The organism is Bacillus sp. FSL K6-0993 (assembly GCF_037977205.1).
In the GTDB taxonomy this organism is placed as follows: Bacteria; Bacillota; Bacilli; order Bacillales; family Bacillaceae; genus Bacillus; species Bacillus subtilis.
On the sequence record NZ_CP150275.1, the window covers coordinates 1684400 to 1704914 of the forward strand.

Below are 20515 nucleotides of genomic sequence, written 5' to 3' on the forward strand. Positions count from 1 at the left end.
TTGATTCGTGTGCTTGTAGTTGATGATTCAGCTTTTATGAGAAAAATGATAAGTGATTTTCTGACCGAGGAAAAGCAGATAGAAGTAATCGGAACTGCGAGAAACGGAGAAGAAGCGCTTAAGAAGATTGAATTATTAAAACCGGATGTTATTACTCTTGATGTTGAAATGCCGGTCATGAATGGGACAGATACGCTCCGCAAAATTATTGAGATTTATAACTTGCCGGTCATTATGGTGTCTAGCCAGACCGAGAAAGGTAAAGAATGCACAATTAATTGTTTGGAGATCGGTGCCTTTGACTTTATCACAAAGCCATCAGGCTCAATATCTCTGGATCTATACAAAATTAAAGAACAATTAGTTGAGCGTGTCGTCGCGGCAGGACTTTCCGGCAAGCGGAAACGTCCTGTTTCCCAGACAGTTCGGCCCGAACCTATTGTGCGTGCTGTCGTTAAGCCTGAATTAAGCAAACCGAAACCTGGCACGGGCAGACAAATTGTGTGTATCGGCACATCAACAGGCGGTCCACGGGCGTTACAAAAGGTGATACCGAAGCTCCCTAAGGATTTGAACGCACCAGTGGTTGTCGTTCAGCACATGCCTGAAGGGTTTACTGCTTCTTTGGCTGATCGGCTGAATCATTTATCTGACATTCAGGTAAAAGAAGCAAAAGATGGTGAAGCAGCTCTTAACGGCTGTGTTTACATAGCACCGGGCGGAAAAAACATATCCGTTATTAAAAACAGCGAAGGACTCCAGATTGTGCTTGATAACCATGACACACCAAGCCGTCATAAACCATCTGCTGATTATTTATTCCGTTCTGTCGGGAAACTGACAGATTATGAAAAAGTAGCGGTTATCATGACCGGAATGGGCAGTGACGGCACTGCTGGGCTAAAGGACATGCTAACAGCCGGCAATGTGAAAGCCATTGCGGAGTCTGAAGAATCTTGTGTCGTATACGGGATGCCAAAAGCTGCTGTTAAAGCGGGTCTCATTCATGAGATTAAACATGTGGAAGATATCGCAGCATCCATCACAAGCTGTGTGAAAAAAGAGAGGGTGTGATTCAAATGGATATGAATCAGTATTTAGATGTCTTTATTGATGAGAGTAAAGAACATTTACAAACATGTAATGAAAAGCTTCTCCTTTTAGAGAAAGACCCGACTGATCTTCAGCTCGTACATGATATATTCAGGGCTGCCCATACATTAAAAGGAATGAGCGCAACGATGGGCTACACGGATTTAGCACATCTAACCCATCTGCTTGAAAACGTGCTGGATGCAATCCGAAACGGAGACATGGCAGTCACCTCAGACTGGCTGGATATTTTGTTTGAAGCTCTGGATCACCTAGAAGCAATGGTTCAGTCTATTATTGATGGCGGGGATGGTAAAAGAGATATCTCAGAAGTGAGTGCCAAGCTTGATGTGAATGGTGCGCACGCTGAATCCGCCGCCTCCGCAGAACCTGCAGAAGCACAGAGTTCAGCATCTGATTGGGAATATGATGAATTTGAACGCACAGTTATACAAGAAGCGGAGGAGCAAGGCTTCAAACGATATGAAATCAAGATTTCTCTGAACGAAAACTGTATGTTAAAAGCAGTTCGTGTCTATATGGTGTTTGAAAAACTAAATGAAGTCGGAGAAGTAGCCAAAACAATTCCAAGTGCTGAAGTGCTTGAAACAGAAGATTTTGGAACTGATTTTCAAGTTTGTTTCTTAACACATCAATCAGCGGAAGACATTGAACAATTAATCAATGGCGTGTCGGAAATTGAGCATGTTGAAGTCATTCAAGGGGCTCCTTTAACATCAGCTGAAAAGCCTGAAGAATCTAAGCAAGAAGATTCACCAGCAGCAGCTGTACCTGCGAAGCAGGAGAAACAAAAACAGCCTGCTAAAAACGATGAACAGGCGAAGCATTCAGCCGGCGGATCTAAAACAATTCGTGTCAACATTGACAGGCTTGATTCTTTAATGAACTTATTTGAAGAGCTTGTCATTGACCGTGGGCGTCTCGAGCAGATTGCGAAAGAGCTTGAGCACAATGAACTGACTGAAACGGTTGAACGAATGACGAGAATTTCCGGAGATTTGCAATCGATTATTCTGAATATGAGGATGGTCCCGGTTGAAACTGTTTTTAACAGATTCCCGAGAATGATTCGCCAGCTTCAGAAAGAGCTGAATAAAAAAATTGAACTCTCGATCATCGGTGCGGAAACTGAACTGGATCGTACAGTAATTGATGAAATCGGAGATCCACTCGTTCACTTGATCAGAAACAGTATTGACCATGGTATCGAGGCGCCGGAAACACGTCTGCAAAAGGGAAAACCAGAATCAGGAAAAGTTGTGCTTAAAGCTTATCACAGCGGCAACCATGTCTTTATCGAAGTAGAGGATGACGGCGCAGGCCTTAATCGCAAAAAAATTCTGGAAAAAGCGCTTGAGCGCGGGGTCATAACGGAAAAAGAAGCTGAAACCTTAGAAGACAACCAAATTTACGAATTGATTTTTGCTCCGGGGTTCTCAACTGCTGACCAAATTTCTGATATTTCCGGCCGCGGTGTCGGACTTGACGTTGTAAAAAACAAACTGGAGTCTCTTGGCGGTTCAGTCAGTGTGAAATCAGCCGAGGGTCAAGGCTCTCTATTCAGCATCCAGCTGCCGCTTACCTTGTCTATTATTTCAGTTCTGCTGATTAAGTTGGAAGAAGAGACATTTGCCATTCCGATTTCTTCAATCATTGAAACAGCAGTTATTGACAGAAAAGACATTTTGCAAACGCATGACCGTGAAGTGATTGACTTTAGAGGGCATATTGTCCCTGTCGTTTATTTAAAAGAAGAGTTTAAAATAGAAGATACAAGAAAAGATGCGGAACAGCTCCATATCATTGTCGTGAAAAAAGGCGACAAACCTACTGCATTTGTGGTGGACTCCTTTATTGGCCAGCAGGAAGTTGTGCTGAAATCACTCGGAGATTATTTAACAAACGTCTTTGCAATTTCCGGAGCTACTATTTTAGGAGACGGAGAAGTAGCGCTCATTATTGATTGTAATGCACTGATTATTTAACCATTCGAGGAGGTGTCTCACATGACTGCAGAAATTAAAACAGGCGAAAAAATGATAGTCTTTATGGTAAATGGCAAAGAATATGCCATTTCCGTCACTCAGGTGAAATCAATTGAAAAATGGCAAAAGCCAACGAGGGTACCTGGCGTCGAACCATATATTTGCGGGGTAATCAATTTACGCGGGGTGGTGACTCCGGTTATTGATTTAAGAAAACGCCTGAATTTGCCAGAGTATGAAATTACCGATGAAACACGAATTATCATTATTGCTTATCGTGATATTGAAGTCGGCTGGATTGTGGATGAAGCGAATGATGTGATTACCGTACACGAAAGTGAAATAGAATCTGCTCCAGAAGGCGTTCAGAAAGATACGGATGTGTCGATCGAACAGATTGTGAAACAAGAGAACAGACTCTTAAATATTATTGATGCGAACGCGGTTTTGGATAAAGAATCATCTCAGTCCGCTGTGCCCGATCAAGCTTAATCTTAAAGGGGTTATGACATGAGTATTTTTAATGGAATCAAAGAAGAGCAGATGGACATTTTGCGGGAAGTCGGCAATATAGGCGCCGGCCACTCCGCCTCTGCAATGGCCCAGCTGTTAAATAGAAAGATAGATATGGAAGTCCCATTTGCAAAGCTGCTGTCTTTTGATGAGCTTGTTGATTTTTTCGGCGGCGCCGATGTCCCGGTTGCCAGCATCTTTTTAAGAATGGAAGGCGATTTAACGGGTTCAATGTTCTTTATAATGCCTTTTTTTCAGGCGGAGCAGTTTATCAGAGAGCTGATTGGAAACCCCGATTTTGACATAGAGGACTTAGGTGAAGACCACATGAGCTCATCCGCTTTGCATGAACTGGGCAATATTTTAGCGGGGTCATATTTAACAGCTTTGGCGGATTTGACGAAACTCCAGCTCTATCCAAGTGTTCCTGAAGTCTCATTGGACATGTTCGGAGCTGTGATCAGCGAAGGGCTGATGGAGCTCAGTCAGGTTGGGGAACACGCCATTGTTGTCGACACGTCAATTTTTGACCAAAGCCATCAGCAGGAGCTGAAAGCGCATATGTTTATGCTGCCGGACTATGATTCATTTGAAAAGCTCTTTGTCGCCTTAGGTGCATCATTATGAGTACAACTGAGGCTGTTGTTATAAAGGTTGGGATTGCTGACGTGAAGATCGCCCGCTTCCCGGATACCATCCGGACCTCTGGTTTGGGCTCATGTGTGGGGCTGGTGCTTTATGATAAAGAAAAGCAAACGGCGGGTCTTGTTCATGTCATGCTTCCGGATTCGACGTTATCGAAAACTGCCGAGCTCAACCGGGCTAAGTACGCTGACACCGCCGTAAAGACCACGATTGATATGTTGATAGAAGCGGGATGCCGGAAATTTGCATTAAAAGCAAAGCTGGCCGGCGGATCAGAGATGTTTAAATTTAAATCGACAAATGATTTGATGAAGATCGGACCGAGAAATGTATTAGCGATAAAAGAACAGCTGTCTTTATTTAATATTCCTATTATTAGTGAAGATACGGGCGGCTCAAGCGGCCGGACGATAGAATTTGAACCGAAGTCCTGCATGCTGCATATTCGAACTGTTAAACAAGGTGAAAAAACGATTTAATTAAGGTATTAGGGGGATAACAATGCAATCCTTGAATTATGAAGATCAGGTGCTTTGGACGCGCTGGAAAGAGTGGAAAGATCCTAAAGCCGGTGACGACTTAATGCGCCGTTACATGCCGCTTGTCACATATCATGTAGGCAGAATTTCTGTCGGGCTGCCGAAATCAGTGCATAAAGACGATCTTATGAGCCTTGGTATGCTTGGTTTATATGATGCCCTTGAAAAATTTGACCCCAGCCGGGACTTAAAATTTGATACCTACGCCTCGTTTAGAATTCGCGGCGCAATCATAGACGGGCTTCGTAAAGAAGATTGGCTGCCCAGAACCTCACGCGAAAAAACAAAGAAGGTTGAAGCGGCAATTGAAAAGCTTGAACAGCGGTATCTTCGGAATGTATCGCCCGCGGAAATTGCAGAGGAACTCGGAATGACGGTACAGGATGTCGTGTCAACAATGAATGAAGGTTTTTTTGCAAATCTGCTGTCAATTGATGAAAAGCTCCATGATCAAGATGACGGGGAAAACATTCAAGTCATGATCAGAGATGACAAAAATGTTCCGCCTGAAGAAAAGATTATGAAGGATGAACTGATTGCACAGCTTGCGGAAAAAATTCACGAACTCTCTGAAAAAGAACAGCTGGTTGTCAGTTTGTTCTACAAAGAGGAGTTGACACTGACAGAAATCGGACAAGTATTAAATCTTTCTACGTCCCGCATATCTCAGATCCATTCAAAGGCATTATTTAAATTAAAGAATCTGCTGGAAAAAGTGATACAATAATGAATTTCATGGTTAGCGAGTGAAAAACATGTCAACACTATTATGGCTTTTAAGCTTTACGCTCCACGGCGTTCTTCTGTACGCTGTCATTATCCTGTATACGAGGCTCGCTGCAGTGAAAGAAACAGAAAAACAGCAAAAACAGATACTTGAAGAGACGGAAAACACCTTGGCGGCATTTCTGCTTGAATTAAAAGAAGAAAATGAGAAACTGATAGAAAATAAAGCTTCATCTGCAAGTCAATCAGATGAAGAATCCCAAAAGCCAGGCCTTCAGCACTCTGAAACATATCAAGAGCGTGATTCAGTTCAAGAGGCAGAGAATCTTCCTGAACATATTGAAGGTCTGATTACAGAGGTTGACCGTCAGGAAGAGATCGTAAACAGTGAGGTCCAATCATTTGAAGACCAGGTCATAGAATTATATGAACAGGGATATTCGGCAAGTAAAATTGCCCAGAAAATGAAGAGCGGAAAGACAGAAATCGAGCTATTTTTAAAATTTCGCTCCAAAGGTGTAAAGGATTCTTGATTGTCGGATAAAGCTGTGTTATATTATGTCTTGGTGTTAAATACACACGCTTAACGATTTATGCAGAGGGTGCTGCAGGCGGCAGTTCTGCACAAAAATGACCTAAGCGGAGGAAAAAAACCATTATATTAGGAGGAAATAACATGTCAGTCATTTCTATGAAGCAATTGCTTGAAGCTGGTGTTCACTTCGGTCACCAAACACGCCGTTGGAACCCAAAAATGAAGCGTTACATTTTCACGGAGCGTAACGGAATCTACATCATTGACCTTCAAAAAACAGTCAAAAAAGTAGAGGAAGCTTACAACTTCACTAAAAATCTTGCTGCTGAAGGCGGAAAAATCCTTTTCGTCGGAACAAAAAAACAAGCTCAAGATTCTGTTAAAGAAGAAGCTCAACGCTCTGGCATGTACTATGTTAACCAACGCTGGTTGGGCGGTACATTAACAAACTTTGAAACAATCCAAAAACGTATTAAACGTCTTAAAGACATTGAAAAAATGCAAGAAAACGGTACGTTTGATGTACTTCCTAAAAAAGAAGTCGTTCAATTGAAAAAAGAATTAGAGCGTCTTGAAAAATTCCTAGGCGGAATTAAAGATATGAAGGATCTTCCTGATGCATTATTCATCATCGATCCTCGCAAAGAGCGCATCGCTGTTGCGGAAGCTCGCAAATTAAACATCCCTATCATCGGTATCGTAGATACTAACTGTGATCCAGATGAAATTGATGTTGTTATCCCAGCGAACGATGACGCTATCCGCGCTGTTAAACTTCTAACTTCTAAAATGGCAGATGCAATCTTAGAAGCGAAGCAAGGCGAAGAAGAAGCGGAAGTTGCTGAAGAAACTGCACCAGAAACAGAAACAACAACTGCGTAACCTATTCAAAAGGTGATAAGAGGGACTGCCTTTTATCACCTTTTTTCAAGAAAAATGTGTAATATACATACTCTTGTTTAAACATATAAGGAGGAATACAAATGGCAATTACTGCACAGCAAGTAAAAGAACTGCGTGAAAAAACTGGCGCGGGCATGATGGATTGTAAAAAAGCGTTAACTGAAACTGATGGAGATATGGACAAAGCAATTGACCTTTTAAGAGAAAAAGGGATTGCAAAAGCAGCGAAAAAAGCTGACCGTATCGCAGCAGAAGGTTCTACTCTTATTAAAACTGACGGCAACAAAGGCGTTATCCTAGAAGTAAACTCTGAAACTGATTTCGTTGCGAAAAACGAAGGTTTTAAAGAGCTTCTTAACACTTTAGCTGACCACCTTCTTGCAAACACGCCAGCAGATGTTGAAGAAGCAATGGGTCAAAAAATGGAAAATGGCTCAACTGTTGAAGAGTACATCACAAGCGCAGTTGCTAAAATCGGTGAGAAAATCACTCTTCGCCGCTTTACAGTTCTTACTAAAGACGACAGCTCTGCATTCGGTGCTTACCTTCACATGGGCGGCCGCATCGGTGTATTAACTGTTCTCAACGGTACAACTGATGAAGAAACTGCGAAAGATATCGCAATGCACGTTGCTGCAGTTAACCCTCGTTACATTTCTCGTGATCAAGTATCTGAAGAAGAAACAAATCATGAGCGTCAAATCTTAACTCAGCAAGCCCTCCAAGAAGGCAAACCTGAAAACATCGTAGCGAAAATGGTTGAAGGCCGTCTGAACAAATTCTTCGAAGAAATTTGTCTATTAGACCAAGCGTTCGTTAAAAACCCAGATGAAAAAGTGAAACAAGTTATTGCAGCGAAAAACGCTACTGTTCAAACTTTTGTCCGCTATGAAGTTGGAGAAGGCATCGAAAAACGTCAAGAAAACTTTGCTGAAGAAGTAATGAACCAAGTGAAAAAATAATGGTGAAAAGATTTCGCGGCTAAGTCGCGTCTTTTCAGGCAGTATAGGGGACACATTTTGTGTTCCCTATTTTTAAAACTATATTTACAAACCTTTTTTTCTCTTGCATAATAGAAAACGGCAATGTTTACACTTGGAGGTTATCATGGAAAAACCAAAATACAAACGTATCGTATTAAAGCTTAGCGGGGAAGCATTGGCAGGAGAACAGGGAAATGGAATTAACCCGACTGTCATTCAATCCATTGCAAAGCAAGTGAAAGAAATCGCTGAGCTTGAAGTCGAAGTGGCTGTTGTAGTAGGCGGCGGCAACTTATGGCGCGGAAAAACAGGAAGTGACCTGGGCATGGACCGCGCGACTGCTGACTATATGGGAATGCTGGCGACAGTAATGAATTCGCTTGCTCTTCAAGACAGCTTGGAAACACTCGGAATCCAGTCCAGAGTGCAAACATCCATTGAAATGAGACAAGTTGCTGAACCGTACATAAGAAGAAAAGCGATACGCCACTTAGAGAAAAAACGTGTCGTTATTTTCGCTGCGGGCACAGGAAACCCATATTTCTCAACTGATACGACAGCTGCACTGCGGGCTGCTGAAATTGAGGCAGACGTTATTTTAATGGCTAAAAATAACGTTGACGGTGTGTATAATGCTGATCCTAGAAAAGATGAATCAGCTGTTAAGTATGAATCACTTTCTTATCTTGACGTTCTTAAAGACGGCCTGGAAGTCATGGATTCAACAGCTTCCTCTTTATGCATGGACAATGACATTCCGCTTATCGTCTTTTCTATTATGGAAGAAGGAAATATCAAACGTGCCGTTATCGGTGAATCAATCGGAACGATCGTGAGGGGGAAATAACGTGTCAAAAGAAGTATTAACTCAAACAAAAGAAAAAATGGAAAAAGCAATTGCTGCTTATCAGCGCGAATTGGCTACTGTACGCGCAGGCCGTGCAAATCCATCATTATTAGATAAAGTAACGGTTGAATATTACGGAGCGCAGACACCTTTAAATCAGTTGTCTTCTATTAACGTGCCTGAAGCTCGTATGCTCGTTATTACGCCATACGACAAAACAGCAATCGGCGATATCGAAAAAGCGATTTTAAAAGCTGATTTAGGTCTTACACCAACAAGTGATGGCAATATGATTCGAATTGCAATTCCGGCACTAACAGAAGAGAGACGGAAAGAATTAGTGAAAGTTGTAAAAAAATATGCTGAAGAAGCAAAAGTAGCTGTTCGTAACGTTCGCCGTGATGCTAACGATGATCTCAAAAAACTTGAGAAAAACGGAGACATTACTGAGGATGAACTGCGTGCTTCCACTGAAGACGTTCAAAAACTGACAGATGAATATGTGTCAAAAATTGACAGTGTCACAAAAGACAAAGAAAAAGAAATCATGGAAGTTTAATGAAAAACTATGTACAATAGATAATAGTGAAAAGACCCTCTCATGTTTACAGGGGGTTTTTTTGTTAATACTGTTGATTACATTGATTATCAGCAGGGAATGTAACCTTTTTGGGTGACGGAGGAATCTCATGCTCAACATACTCAAAAATTGGAAGAATCAGCAAACTGCGGCTTCCAACTTAGAACGTTATACAAAAGAAGACATACTTAAGGGAGAAATTCCCGAACACATCGCCATTATCATGGATGGAAATGGCCGTTGGGCTAAAAAACGCTCTCTTCCCAGAATTGCAGGCCACCATGAAGGGATGAAGGTGGTAAAAAGGACCACGAAGCTCGCAAACGAATTAGGTGTCAAAGTACTGACATTGTATGCATTTTCAACAGAAAACTGGAAAAGACCGAAAATGGAAGTCGATTTTTTAATGAAGCTTCCGGAAGAATTTTTGAATACGTATCTTCCAGAGCTTGTTGAGGAAAATGTACAGGTTCGGATCATTGGGGATGAAACGGCTTTGCCGGCGCACACATTACGTGCAATTGAAAAAGCTGTACAGGACACGGCGCAAAACGACGGAATGATCCTTAATTTTGCTCTTAACTATGGAGGCCGTACTGAAATTGTCAGTGCTGCAAAATCACTCGCGGAAAAAGTGAAGGAAGGCTCTTTGAATATTGAAGACATTGATGAATCGCTTTTTTCTACTTATTTGATGACTGAATCTTTGCAGGATCCTGAACTTTTAATTCGAACGAGCGGCGAGATAAGGCTGAGTAATTTTATGCTATGGCAGGTTGCCTACAGTGAATTTGTCTTTACTGACGTCTTGTGGCCTGACTTTAAAGAAGATCACTTCTTGCAGGCGTTAGGAGAGTATCAGCAGAGAGGCCGGAGGTTTGGCGGAATTTAGAGGATGGTGGACATGAAACAAAGAATTTTGACAGGTGTTCTGGCAGCAATTGTATTTTTATTTTTGGTTATTGTCGGGAAATTGCCGTTCACCATATTAATTTATGCTATGGGCAGTGTGGCGCTTTTTGAACTTTTACGGATGAAAAAGCTGAAGCTGGTTTCACTGCCGGGTTTGATCGGCCTTTTATTATTGTGGATGTTCTTATTGCCAAGCCAGTATTCGTTTTTTGAAGCGGACGGAATTTCCAAAATGGAAATCGCTTTATTTGCGGTACTGCTATTGCTGACTTACACAGTGTTGGTCAAGAACACCTTTACTTTTGATGAAGTCGGGTTTATTACGCTTGCAGCAATTTACATCGGAATGTGTTTTCATTATTTTATCGAAATCAGAAATCTTGACCAATACGGATTAACATACATTTTTTATGCGTGTGTTGTCATTTGGTCCACCGATTCCGGTGCCTATTTTGTCGGTAAATCGCTTGGGAAGCGGAAACTGTGGCCTGAAATCAGTCCGAATAAAACAGTGGAAGGGTTTGCAGGCGGAATTGTCATCGCACTTGTATTGGCGACGATTTTTCAGCTTGTTGCACAACTTCCGATCCCGTATATCTATCTGCTGTTGATCACGCTGTTTTTGTCTGTTTTTGGACAACTGGGAGATTTAGTGGAATCCGCGTTGAAAAGACATTACGATGTAAAGGATTCTGGGAATATTCTTCCCGGGCATGGCGGTATATTAGACCGTTTTGACAGTTTCTTGTTTGTCATGCCTTTCTTGTACTTTCTGCTTGCCCTTTTTTCATAAAAAAGTCTAATATGAATATGAGACTGATCATGCAGCAATAAGAATAGGAGTAGTGGCAACTTTGAAAAATATTTGTCTTTTAGGAGCAACAGGATCAATCGGCGAACAGACTCTTGATGTACTGCGTGCACATCAAGATCAATTTCAGCTGGTATCTATGTCGTTTGGCAGAAATATTGATAAGGCCGTTCCAATGATTGAGGTCTTTCAGCCGAAGTTTGTCTCTGTCGGTGATCTGGATACATATCATAAATTAAAACAAATGTCTTTTTCTTTTGAATGCCAAATTGGGCTGGGAGAAGAAGGACTGATAGAAGCAGCAGTGATGGAGGAGGTTGACATTGTTGTCAACGCTTTGCTTGGAAGCGTCGGTCTTATCCCGACGTTAAAGGCAATTGAACAGAAAAAAACAATTGCGCTTGCAAATAAGGAAACTCTTGTCACTGCAGGGCATATAGTAAAAGAACATGCTAAGAAATATGATGTTCCGCTGCTGCCTGTTGACAGTGAGCATTCAGCCATTTTTCAAGCTCTTCAAGGCGAACAGGCTAAAAACATTGAACGCCTCATCATTACGGCATCCGGCGGAAGTTTTCGGGACAAGACGCGGGAGGAGCTCGAATCAGTAACAGTTGAAGATGCATTAAAACATCCAAACTGGTCAATGGGTGCAAAAATTACAATTGATTCGGCTACAATGATGAATAAGGGATTAGAGGTGATCGAGGCACACTGGCTTTTCGATATACCTTATGAACAAATTGATGTGGTTTTACATAAGGAGAGCATCATCCATTCAATGGTTGAGTTCCATGATAAAAGTGTGATCGCACAGCTCGGAACTCCGGATATGAGAGTCCCCATTCAATATGCGCTCACTTATCCTGACCGATTGCCATTACCAGATGCGAAAAGGCTTGAATTATGGGAAATCGGCAGCCTTCATTTTGAGAAAGCTGATTTTGACAGGTTCCGATGCTTACAATTTGCTTTTGAATCAGGTAAAATAGGAGGAACAATGCCGACAGTGCTAAATGCAGCAAATGAAGTAGCTGTCGCTGCCTTTTTAGCTGGCAAGATACCGTTTTTGGCTATTGAAGACTGTATCGAAAAGGCACTAACCCGCCATCAATTACTGAAAAAACCGAGCCTGGCGGACATTCAAGAAGTGGACAAAGATACCCGGGGATACGTCAATTCAATACTCACATAAGGTGGTATGTTCGTGAATACAGTTATAGCGTTTATCATTATTTTCGGAACGCTCGTTTTCTTCCATGAACTGGGCCATTTATTGCTAGCCCAAAGAGCGGGAATTCTCTGCCGTGAATTTGCGATCGGCTTCGGTCCAAAGATTTTTTCTTTCAAAAAAAATGAAACAGTTTATACGATCAGGCTGCTTCCGGTCGGCGGATTTGTTCGTATGGCCGGCGAAGATCCGGAAATGATTGAGGTGAAACCCGGATACACGGTCGGGCTTCTGTTTAATAAAGAAGATCAAGTTGAGAAAGTCATCATCAATCAAAAGGAAAAATATCCGGATGCTTTAGTCATTGAAGTGGAAACAGCTGATCTAGAGCATGACATGAAGATCACCGGTTATGAACAGGGGAAAGAGGACGAACTTTCCAGCTTTACTGTCAGCGAAACATCCTTTTTTATTGTAGATGGAGAAGAAGTGCAGATTGCGCCGTATAATCGCCAATTTGGTTCCAAACCTGTGTGGCAGCGGATTAAAGCAATTGCTGCAGGGCCGATTATGAACTTTATTTTAGCTTACGTCATTTTAGTGATGCTTGGGCTGATTCAAGGCGTACCGTCAAATGAACCTATGCTCGGGCAGTTGACAGACAATGGACGGGCGGCTGAAGCAGGGCTAAAAGAAGGGGATTATATCCAAAGCATTAACGGAGAGAAAATGAGGTCTTGGACTGACATTGTCTCCGCTGTAAAAGAAAACCCGGAGAAAGAAATGGACGTTGCAGTAAAAAGAGATAACAAAACGCTTCATATTTCAGTGACTCCGGAAGCTGTTAAAGATGAGAACAAAAAAACAATCGGACGTTTCGGTTCCTATGCGCCGACTGAAAAAGGCGTACTCTCAGCGGTTGCTTACGGCGCGACATCAACAGTTGATGTCACCAAAGCGATTTTAACCAATCTGAGTAAATTAGTAACAGGCCAATTTAAACTCGATATGCTGTCAGGTCCTGTCGGCATATATGATATGACAGACCAAGTGGCGAAAACAGGGATCGTGAACTTATTTCAGTTTGCGGCGTTTTTAAGCATTAACCTTGGGATTGTCAATCTGCTTCCGATTCCGGCACTTGACGGAGGAAGACTGTTGTTTCTATTTATTGAAGCAATTCGGGGCAAACCGATTAACAGGGAAAAAGAAGCATTTGTTGTGTTTATCGGAGTAGCTTTTCTAATGCTTCTTATGCTGGTTGTCACATGGAACGATATCCAGCGGCTGTTTTTGTAAACGAAAAGTAAATCAATCAGAGGTGCGAAGAAATGAGACAAAGCTTGACGCTTATTCCTACGCTCCGTGAAGTTCCAGCTGATGCCGAAGCAAAAAGTCATCAGCTTCTTCTGAGAGCAGGATTTATCAGACAGAATACGAGCGGGGTATACAGCTATATGCCTCTTGCGTATAAGGTGATTCAAAACATTCAGCAGATTGTTCGAGAGGAAATGGAGAAAATTGATGCCGTAGAAATGCTTATGCCCGCATTGCAGCAGGCAGAGACATGGCAGGAATCAGGCAGATGGTATACGTATGGTCCCGAACTGATGAGACTAAAAGACCGTCATGGCCGTGAATTTGCTTTAGGGGCAACGCATGAAGAGGTTATCACTTCGCTTGTTCGCGATGAGGTTAAATCTTATAAGCGTCTCCCTCTGACTCTTTATCAAATTCAGTCTAAGTTCAGAGATGAAAAACGTCCTCGCTTCGGTTTGTTAAGAGGCCGCGAATTTATTATGAAAGATGCGTACTCTTTCCATGCATCTGCAGAGAGCCTGGATGAAACGTATCAAAAAATGTACGAGGCCTATTCTAATATTTTTGCCCGCTGCGGCATTAATGTAAGACCTGTTATCGCTGATTCAGGCGCAATGGGAGGAAAGGATACGCACGAATTTATGGCACTTTCTGCGATCGGAGAGGATACGATTGCGTATTCTGATGAATCACAGTACGCGGCTAATATCGAGATGGCTGAAGTTCTTCACCAGGAAGTTCCTTCAGATGAAGAGCCTAAAGCTCTAGAGAAGGTTCATACGCCTAACGTGAAAACAATCGAAGAACTGACTGCGTTCTTGCAGGTTTCGGCTGAAGCATGCATTAAGTCAGTATTGTTTAAAGCTGATGACCGTTTTGTCTTAGTGCTTGTAAGAGGGGATCATGAAGTTAACGATATTAAAGTGAAAAACTTGCTTCATGCAGAAGTTGTAGAGCTTGCCACACATGAAGAGGTCATTCAGCAGTTCGGAACAGAGCCAGGCTTTGTAGGCCCTGTCGGTATTCATCAGGATGTGGAAGTATATGCCGATCAAGCTGTGAAAGCAATGGTTAATGCGGTTGCCGGGGCAAATGAAGGAGATCATCATTATAAAAATGTCAATGTGAATCGTGACGCGCAAATTAAAGAATTTGCTGATCTTCGTTTTATTAAAGAAGGTGATCCTTCACCAGACGGCAAGGGAACGATCCGTTTTGCGGAGGGAATCGAAGTCGGACAAGTCTTTAAGCTCGGAACACGCTATTCAGAAGCGATGAATGCGACATATTTAGATGAAAACGGACGCGCGCAGCCAATGTTGATGGGCTGTTACGGTATCGGTGTGTCAAGAACGCTTTCTGCTATTGCTGAACAGCATCACGACGAAAAAGGATTAATATGGCCAAAAAGCGTTGCCCCGTACGATCTTCATATTCTTGCATTGAACATGAAAAACGATGGGCAAAGAGAGCTTGCTGAAAAGCTGTATGCCGATTTAAAAGCGGAAGGCTATGAAGTGCTCTATGACGACCGTGCTGAGCGTGCCGGCGTAAAATTCGCTGATTCAGATCTAATCGGCCTTCCAATCCGCATCACTGTCGGAAAACGGGCTGACGAAGGAATTGTCGAAGTGAAAATTCGTCAAACAGGTGAGTCAACTGAGATTTCAGTAGACGAATTATCTGCGTTTATCAGCAAGCAGTAATCACCATAACGATTTATCAAAAAACATGTTAAAATAGAAATAATAGAAGGTACCTCATTGCCTGAGGTACCTTCACTTATGATGTTTTTAGGGAGGGATACTGTCTTAATGGAACAGTTATCAGTAAACAGAAGGCAGTTTCAAATTCTTCTGCAGCAGATTAATATGACAGATGATACCTTCATGACCTACTTTGAACATGGCGAGATTAAAAAGCTGACAATTCACAAAGCTTCTAAGTCTTGGCATTTTCATTTTCAATTTAAATCTTTGCTGCCTTTTCAAATATATGACACATTAATAACGAGGCTGACGCAATCGTTTGCCCACATAGCAAAAGTGACATCTTCAATTGAAGTTCAGGATGCCGAGGTCAGTGAAAGTATTGTTCAAGACTACTGGTCACGCTGCATTGAAGAACTGCAGGGCATTTCGCCGCCGATTATCAGTCTTTTAAACCAGCAAAAACCGAAGCTGAAGGGCAATAAACTGATTGTCAAAACCAAAACGGATACAGAAGCGGCTGCGCTAAAGAATAAATACAGTTCCATGATACAAGCAGGCTACCGTCAATTTGGCTTTCCGGATCTTCAGCTTGATGCTGAAATATTTGTATCCGAGCAGGAAGTTCAAAAGTTTCGGGAGCAAAAGCTTGCAGAAGACCAAGAGCGGGCTATGCAGGCCTTGATTGAAATGGAGAAGAAAGATAAAGAAAGTGATGAAGACCAAGCACCATCTGGTCCTCTTGTTATCGGTTATCAAATTAAAGATAACGAAGAAATCCGGACACTTGACAGCATCATGGACGAAGAACGGAGAATCACGGTCCAAGGTTATGTGTTTGATGTGGAGACGCGCGAGCTGAAGAGCGGGCGCACGCTGTGTATCTTCAAAATTACAGACTATACAAATAGTATTTTGATCAAAATGTTTGCACGTGAAAAAGAAGATGCGGCACTGATGAAGTCTCTGAAAAAAGGAATGTGGGTAAAAGCACGCGGAAGCATTCAAAATGATACATTTGTCAGAGACCTTGTCATGATCGCAAATGACGTAAACGAAATAAAAGCAAAAATCCGTGAAGATTCAGCACCTGAAGGAGAAAAAAGAGTGGAATTGCATCTTCATTCCCCAATGAGCCAAATGGATGCTGTTACGGGTATCGGAAAGCTTGTCGAACAGGCGAAAAAATGGGGACATGAGGCCATCGCTTTGACTGACCATGCTGTCGTTCAATCCTTCCCTGATGCGTATTCTGCGGCCAAAAAGCATGGAATTAAAATGATTTACGGGATGGAAGCGAATCTCGTGGATGATGGCGTGCCAATTGCTTATAATGCCGCACATCGTCTGCTCGAAGAAGAAACATATGTTGTTTTTGACGTTGAGACGACAGGATTGTCTGCTGTATACGATACCATTATTGAGCTGGCTGCAGTAAAAGTAAAAGGCGGAGAAATTATTGATAAATTTGAGGCGTTTGCGAACCCGCATCGTCCGCTTTCCGCCACAATCATAGAGCTGACAGGGATCACTGATGATATGCTACAAGACGCTCCGGATGTCGTAGATGTAATAAGAGATTTCAGAGAATGGATTGGCGATGATATCCTTGTCGCTCATAATGCAAGCTTTGATATGGGATTCTTAAATGTAGCCTATAAAAAGCTTCTTGAAGTCGATAAAGCTAAAAACCCAGTCATTGATACGCTTGAACTTGGACGTTTTCTCTATCCGGAATTTAAAAATCACCGGTTGAACACACTTTGTAAAAAGTTTGATATCGAACTCACACAGCATCATCGTGCGATCTATGATACTGAGGCAACCGCTTATTTGCTTCTGAAAATGCTGAAAGACGCAACTGAAAAAGGCATTCAGTACCATGATGAGTTGAATGAAAATATGGGTCAGTCCAATGCTTATCAAAGATCAAGACCGTATCATGCAACATTACTTGCCGTGAACAGCACGGGACTTAAAAATTTATTTAAGCTTGTGTCACTTTCTCATATTCATTATTTTTACAGAGTGCCGCGTATTCCAAGATCTCAGCTTGAAAAATACAGGGAAGGGCTTCTGATCGGTTCTGCCTGTGACAGGGGAGAGGTTTTTGAGGGAATGATGCAAAAATCGCCTGAAGAGGTGGAAGATATCGCGTCATTCTATGATTACCTTGAGGTTCAGCCGCCTGAAGTGTATCGTCACTTGCTGGAGCTTGAACTGGTCCGTGATGAAAAAGCGCTGAAAGAAATTATTGCGAATATCACGAAGCTGGGGGAAAAGCTTAATAAACCGGTTGTTGCTACGGGAAATGTTCATTACTTGAATGATGAGGATAAAATCTACAGAAAGATTTTAATATCCTCACAAGGCGGGGCAAATCCGCTGAACAGGCATGAACTGCCGAAAGTGCATTTCAGAACGACAGACGAAATGCTTGAAGCTTTTTCTTTCTTAGGTGAAGAAAAAGCGAAGGAGATCGTAGTCACCAATACCCAAAAGGTTGCTTCTTTAGTTGATGACATCAAGCCGATTAAAGATGATTTATATACGCCGAAAATCGAAGGCGCTGATGAAGAGATCAGAGAAATGAGCTATCAGCGTGCAAGAAGCATTTACGGGGAAGAGCTGCCTGAAATTGTCGAAGCGCGGATTGAAAAAGAGTTAAAGAGTATTATTGGCCACGGATTTGCTGTTATTTACTTGATCTCTCACAAACTTGTAAAACGTTCACTAGATGACGGGTATCTCGTTGGTTCCCGTGGTTCCGTAGGATCTTCATTAGTTGCGACACTTACTGAGATTACTGAGGTAAACCCGCTGCCGCCGCACTATGTTTGTCCTGAGTGCCAGCATTCTGAGTTCTTTAATGACGGTTCTGTCGGTTCCGGTTTTGACCTGCCTGACAAGACATGCCCTCATTGCGGAACGCCTTTGAAAAAAGACGGCCATGATATTCCATTTGAAACGTTCTTAGGATTTAAAGGGGACAAAGTACCTGATATCGATTTGAACTTCTCAGGGGAATATCAGCCGCAAGCACACAATTACACAAAAGTATTGTTCGGAGAAGACAATGTATATCGTGCGGGAACAATAGGCACGGTGGCAGAAAAAACAGCCTACGGTTATGTAAAAGGCTATGCCGGAGACAACAATCTTCATATGCGCGGTGCCGAAATAGATCGGCTCGTGCAGGGATGCACGGGTGTAAAACGTACAACTGGACAGCACCCTGGCGGTATTATCGTAGTTCCGGATTATATGGATATTTATGATTTTTCACCGATCCAGTTCCCGGCAGATGCCACAGGTTCAGAGTGGAAAACGACTCATTTTGATTTCCACTCCATCCATGACAACCTGTTAAAACTTGATATTCTCGGACACGATGACCCGACTGTTATTCGGATGCTTCAAGACTTAAGCGGAATAGATCCGAAAACAATTCCGACGGATGATCCTGAAGTGATGAAGATCTTCCAGGGAACCGAATCACTCGGTGTGACTGAAGAACAGATTGGCTGTAAAACGGGCACTCTTGGAATTCCTGAATTCGGAACCCGATTTGTCCGGCAGATGCTTGAAGATACAAAGCCGACCACTTTTTCTGAGCTCGTTCAGATTTCAGGCTTGTCTCACGGAACTGATGTATGGCTTGGCAATGCACAGGAGCTCATCCACAATAATATTTGTGAGCTGAGTGAGGTTATCGGCTGCCGTGATGACATTATGGTTTATTTAATCTATCAAGGCCTTGAGCCGTCCCTTGCCTTTAAAATCATGGAATTCGTGCGTAAAGGAAAAGGATTAACGCCTGAATGGGAAGAAGAAATGAAAAATAACAATGTCCCAGACTGGTATATTGATTCTTGTAAAAAGATTAAATACATGTTCCCGAAAGCCCACGCCGCGGCATATGTCTTAATGGCAGTCCGCATTGCTTACTTTAAAGTGCATCATGCTCTTTTGTATTATGCGGCTTATTTTACCGTTCGTGCAGATGACTTTGATATCGATACAATGATCAAGGGCTCTACAGCAATCAGAGCGGTAATGGAGGATATAAACGCTAAAGGACTTGACGCTTCACCGAAGGAAAAGAACCTTCTGACTGTTTTAGAATTAGCGCTTGAGATGTGTGAGAGAGGCTATTCATTCCAAAAAGTCGATTTATATCGCTCCAGCGCCACAGAGTTTATTATTGACGGCAACAGTCTAATTCCGCCGTTTAACTCTATCCCTGGGTTAGGGACGAACGCTGCTTTGAACATTGTAAAAGCTCGCGAAGAAGGCGAATTCCTCTCAAAAGAAGATTTGCAAAAGAGAGGGAAAGTATCAAAAACGATTTTAGAGTATTTAGATCGCCATGGCTGTCTGGAATCACTGCCTGATCAAAACCAATTGTCACTGTTCTAATATGGAAAGCAGAATTTCTCAGAAATTCTGCTTCTATGCATACATAAGCGCAAAAAGTGCCATCGTAATATTAGAGTTTCTGTCACTTGCTTAGGTATGAAGGTAAGCGTATATCCATTTGCAATAAAAATATGGTTATGGTATAGTTTTATTGGAAATGCTAACGATTACCGAGGCAAAGAGTGGGGAAACCCGCTCTTTTGTATTGAACAGGAGAATTTTGTCTCGACATGTTCATCGTTTACTTTTTAGCCCCTGCTCTTTTGAAGCAGGGTTTTTATGCAGAGTGACGAGACGAATATGAGATCGACAGCACAAGGAGGAAGAACATGAGCAAAAAAGTGACTGACACCGTTCAAGAAATGGCTCAGCCAATCGTAGACAGCCTTCAGCTGGAACTCGTTGACATTGAATTTGTCAAAGAGGGCCAAAGCTGGTTCCTTCGCGTGTTTATTGATTCCGATGACGGTGTGGATATTGAGGAATGTGCCAAAGTAAGCGAAGCTTTAAGCGAAAAGCTTGATGAGGCAGACCCAATCAGCCAAAATTACTTTCTTGAAGTTTCATCTCCAGGAGCTGAGCGTCCGCTAAAGAAAAAAGCCGATTTCGAAAAATCACTAGGAAAAAACGTATACATTAAGACGTATGAGCCTATTGACGGCGTAAAAGTGTTTGAAGGTGAACTGGCTGAATTTGATGGACAAACAGTGACAGTTGAGATCACGATCAAAACAAGAAAGAAACGGATCAATATTCCGTATGAAAAGATAGCTAATGCAAGATTAGCTGTTACATTCTAATGAA

The 20515-nt window shown here is 42.2% G+C and carries 18 protein-coding genes; all 18 read left to right on the forward strand.

Features of this window, described 5'->3' with window-relative positions:
- Complete coding sequence (gene cheB, locus MHH79_RS08825) at positions 1-1074, forward strand: protein-glutamate O-methylesterase CheB (protein WP_014476816.1); 1074 nt, start codon at positions 1-3, stop codon at positions 1072-1074.
- A 5-nt stretch (positions 1075-1079) separates the two neighbouring features.
- Positions 1080-3098, forward strand: a complete 2019-nt coding sequence (gene cheA, locus MHH79_RS08830) for a chemotaxis protein CheA (RefSeq protein WP_015483230.1) — start codon at positions 1080-1082, stop codon at positions 3096-3098.
- 21 nt (positions 3099-3119) lie between these two features.
- Positions 3120-3590: a chemotaxis protein CheW gene (cheW, locus tag MHH79_RS08835; RefSeq protein ID WP_003231938.1), complete on the forward strand. Its 471-nt coding sequence runs from the start codon at positions 3120-3122 to the stop codon at positions 3588-3590.
- An 18-nt stretch (positions 3591-3608) separates the two neighbouring features.
- A complete protein-coding gene (gene cheC, locus MHH79_RS08840; RefSeq protein WP_003231935.1) occupies positions 3609-4238 on the forward strand; it encodes a CheY-P phosphatase CheC in 630 nt (209 codons plus the stop codon).
- Positions 4235-4735: a chemoreceptor glutamine deamidase CheD gene (gene cheD, locus MHH79_RS08845; RefSeq protein ID WP_014476818.1), complete on the forward strand. Its 501-nt coding sequence runs from the start codon at positions 4235-4237 to the stop codon at positions 4733-4735. The genes cheC and cheD overlap by 4 nt, the downstream gene beginning before the upstream one ends.
- 22 nt (positions 4736-4757) lie before the next feature.
- On the forward strand, positions 4758-5522 hold the full coding sequence (gene sigD, locus MHH79_RS08850; RefSeq protein ID WP_003220911.1) for an RNA polymerase sigma-28 factor SigD: 765 nt from the start codon (positions 4758-4760) through the stop codon (positions 5520-5522).
- Between the two features lie 28 nt (positions 5523-5550).
- Positions 5551-6054, forward strand: a complete 504-nt coding sequence (gene swrB / locus MHH79_RS08855) for a swarming motility protein SwrB (protein WP_063335362.1) — start codon at positions 5551-5553, stop codon at positions 6052-6054.
- Positions 6055-6197: 143 nt separating this feature from the next.
- Positions 6198-6938, forward strand: coding sequence for a 30S ribosomal protein S2 (gene rpsB / locus MHH79_RS08860; RefSeq protein WP_003220918.1), 741 nt, complete (start codon positions 6198-6200; stop codon positions 6936-6938).
- Positions 6939-7039: 101 nt separating this feature from the next.
- A complete protein-coding gene (gene tsf, locus MHH79_RS08865) occupies positions 7040-7921 on the forward strand; it encodes a translation elongation factor Ts (protein ID WP_003231929.1) in 882 nt (293 codons plus the stop codon).
- A 145-nt stretch (positions 7922-8066) separates the two neighbouring features.
- Positions 8067-8789 carry a UMP kinase gene (gene pyrH, locus MHH79_RS08870; RefSeq protein WP_003220923.1) on the forward strand — a complete coding sequence of 241 codons (723 nt, stop codon included), beginning with the start codon at positions 8067-8069 and terminating at the stop codon, positions 8787-8789.
- A gap of 1 nt (position 8790) precedes the next feature.
- Entirely contained in the window at positions 8791-9348 is a 558-nt protein-coding gene (gene frr, locus MHH79_RS08875; protein WP_003231927.1) for a ribosome recycling factor, read from the forward strand.
- A 130-nt stretch (positions 9349-9478) separates the two neighbouring features.
- Positions 9479-10261, forward strand: a complete 783-nt coding sequence (locus MHH79_RS08880; RefSeq protein WP_015383676.1) for an isoprenyl transferase — start codon at positions 9479-9481, stop codon at positions 10259-10261.
- A 3-nt stretch (positions 10262-10264) separates the two neighbouring features.
- Positions 10265-11074: a phosphatidate cytidylyltransferase gene (gene cdsA, locus MHH79_RS08885; RefSeq protein WP_003231924.1), complete on the forward strand. Its 810-nt coding sequence runs from the start codon at positions 10265-10267 to the stop codon at positions 11072-11074.
- Positions 11075-11135: 61 nt separating this feature from the next.
- Positions 11136-12287 (forward strand): 1-deoxy-D-xylulose-5-phosphate reductoisomerase, encoded by a 1152-nt coding sequence (gene dxr / locus MHH79_RS08890; protein ID WP_003245155.1) that lies wholly within the window; start codon positions 11136-11138, stop codon positions 12285-12287.
- 6 nt (positions 12288-12293) lie between these two features.
- Positions 12294-13562: an RIP metalloprotease RseP gene (gene rseP, locus MHH79_RS08895; protein WP_010886508.1), complete on the forward strand. Its 1269-nt coding sequence runs from the start codon at positions 12294-12296 to the stop codon at positions 13560-13562.
- Between the two features lie 32 nt (positions 13563-13594).
- Complete coding sequence (proS, locus tag MHH79_RS08900; protein ID WP_100506569.1) at positions 13595-15289, forward strand: proline--tRNA ligase; 1695 nt, start codon at positions 13595-13597, stop codon at positions 15287-15289.
- Positions 15290-15397: 108 nt separating this feature from the next.
- Positions 15398-19711, forward strand: coding sequence for a PolC-type DNA polymerase III (locus MHH79_RS08905; protein ID WP_340035090.1), 4314 nt, complete (start codon positions 15398-15400; stop codon positions 19709-19711).
- 329 nt (positions 19712-20040) lie between these two features.
- Positions 20041-20511, forward strand: a complete 471-nt coding sequence (rimP, locus tag MHH79_RS08910) for a ribosome maturation factor RimP (RefSeq protein ID WP_003231915.1) — start codon at positions 20041-20043, stop codon at positions 20509-20511.
- Positions 20512-20515: the final 4 nt, after the last annotated feature.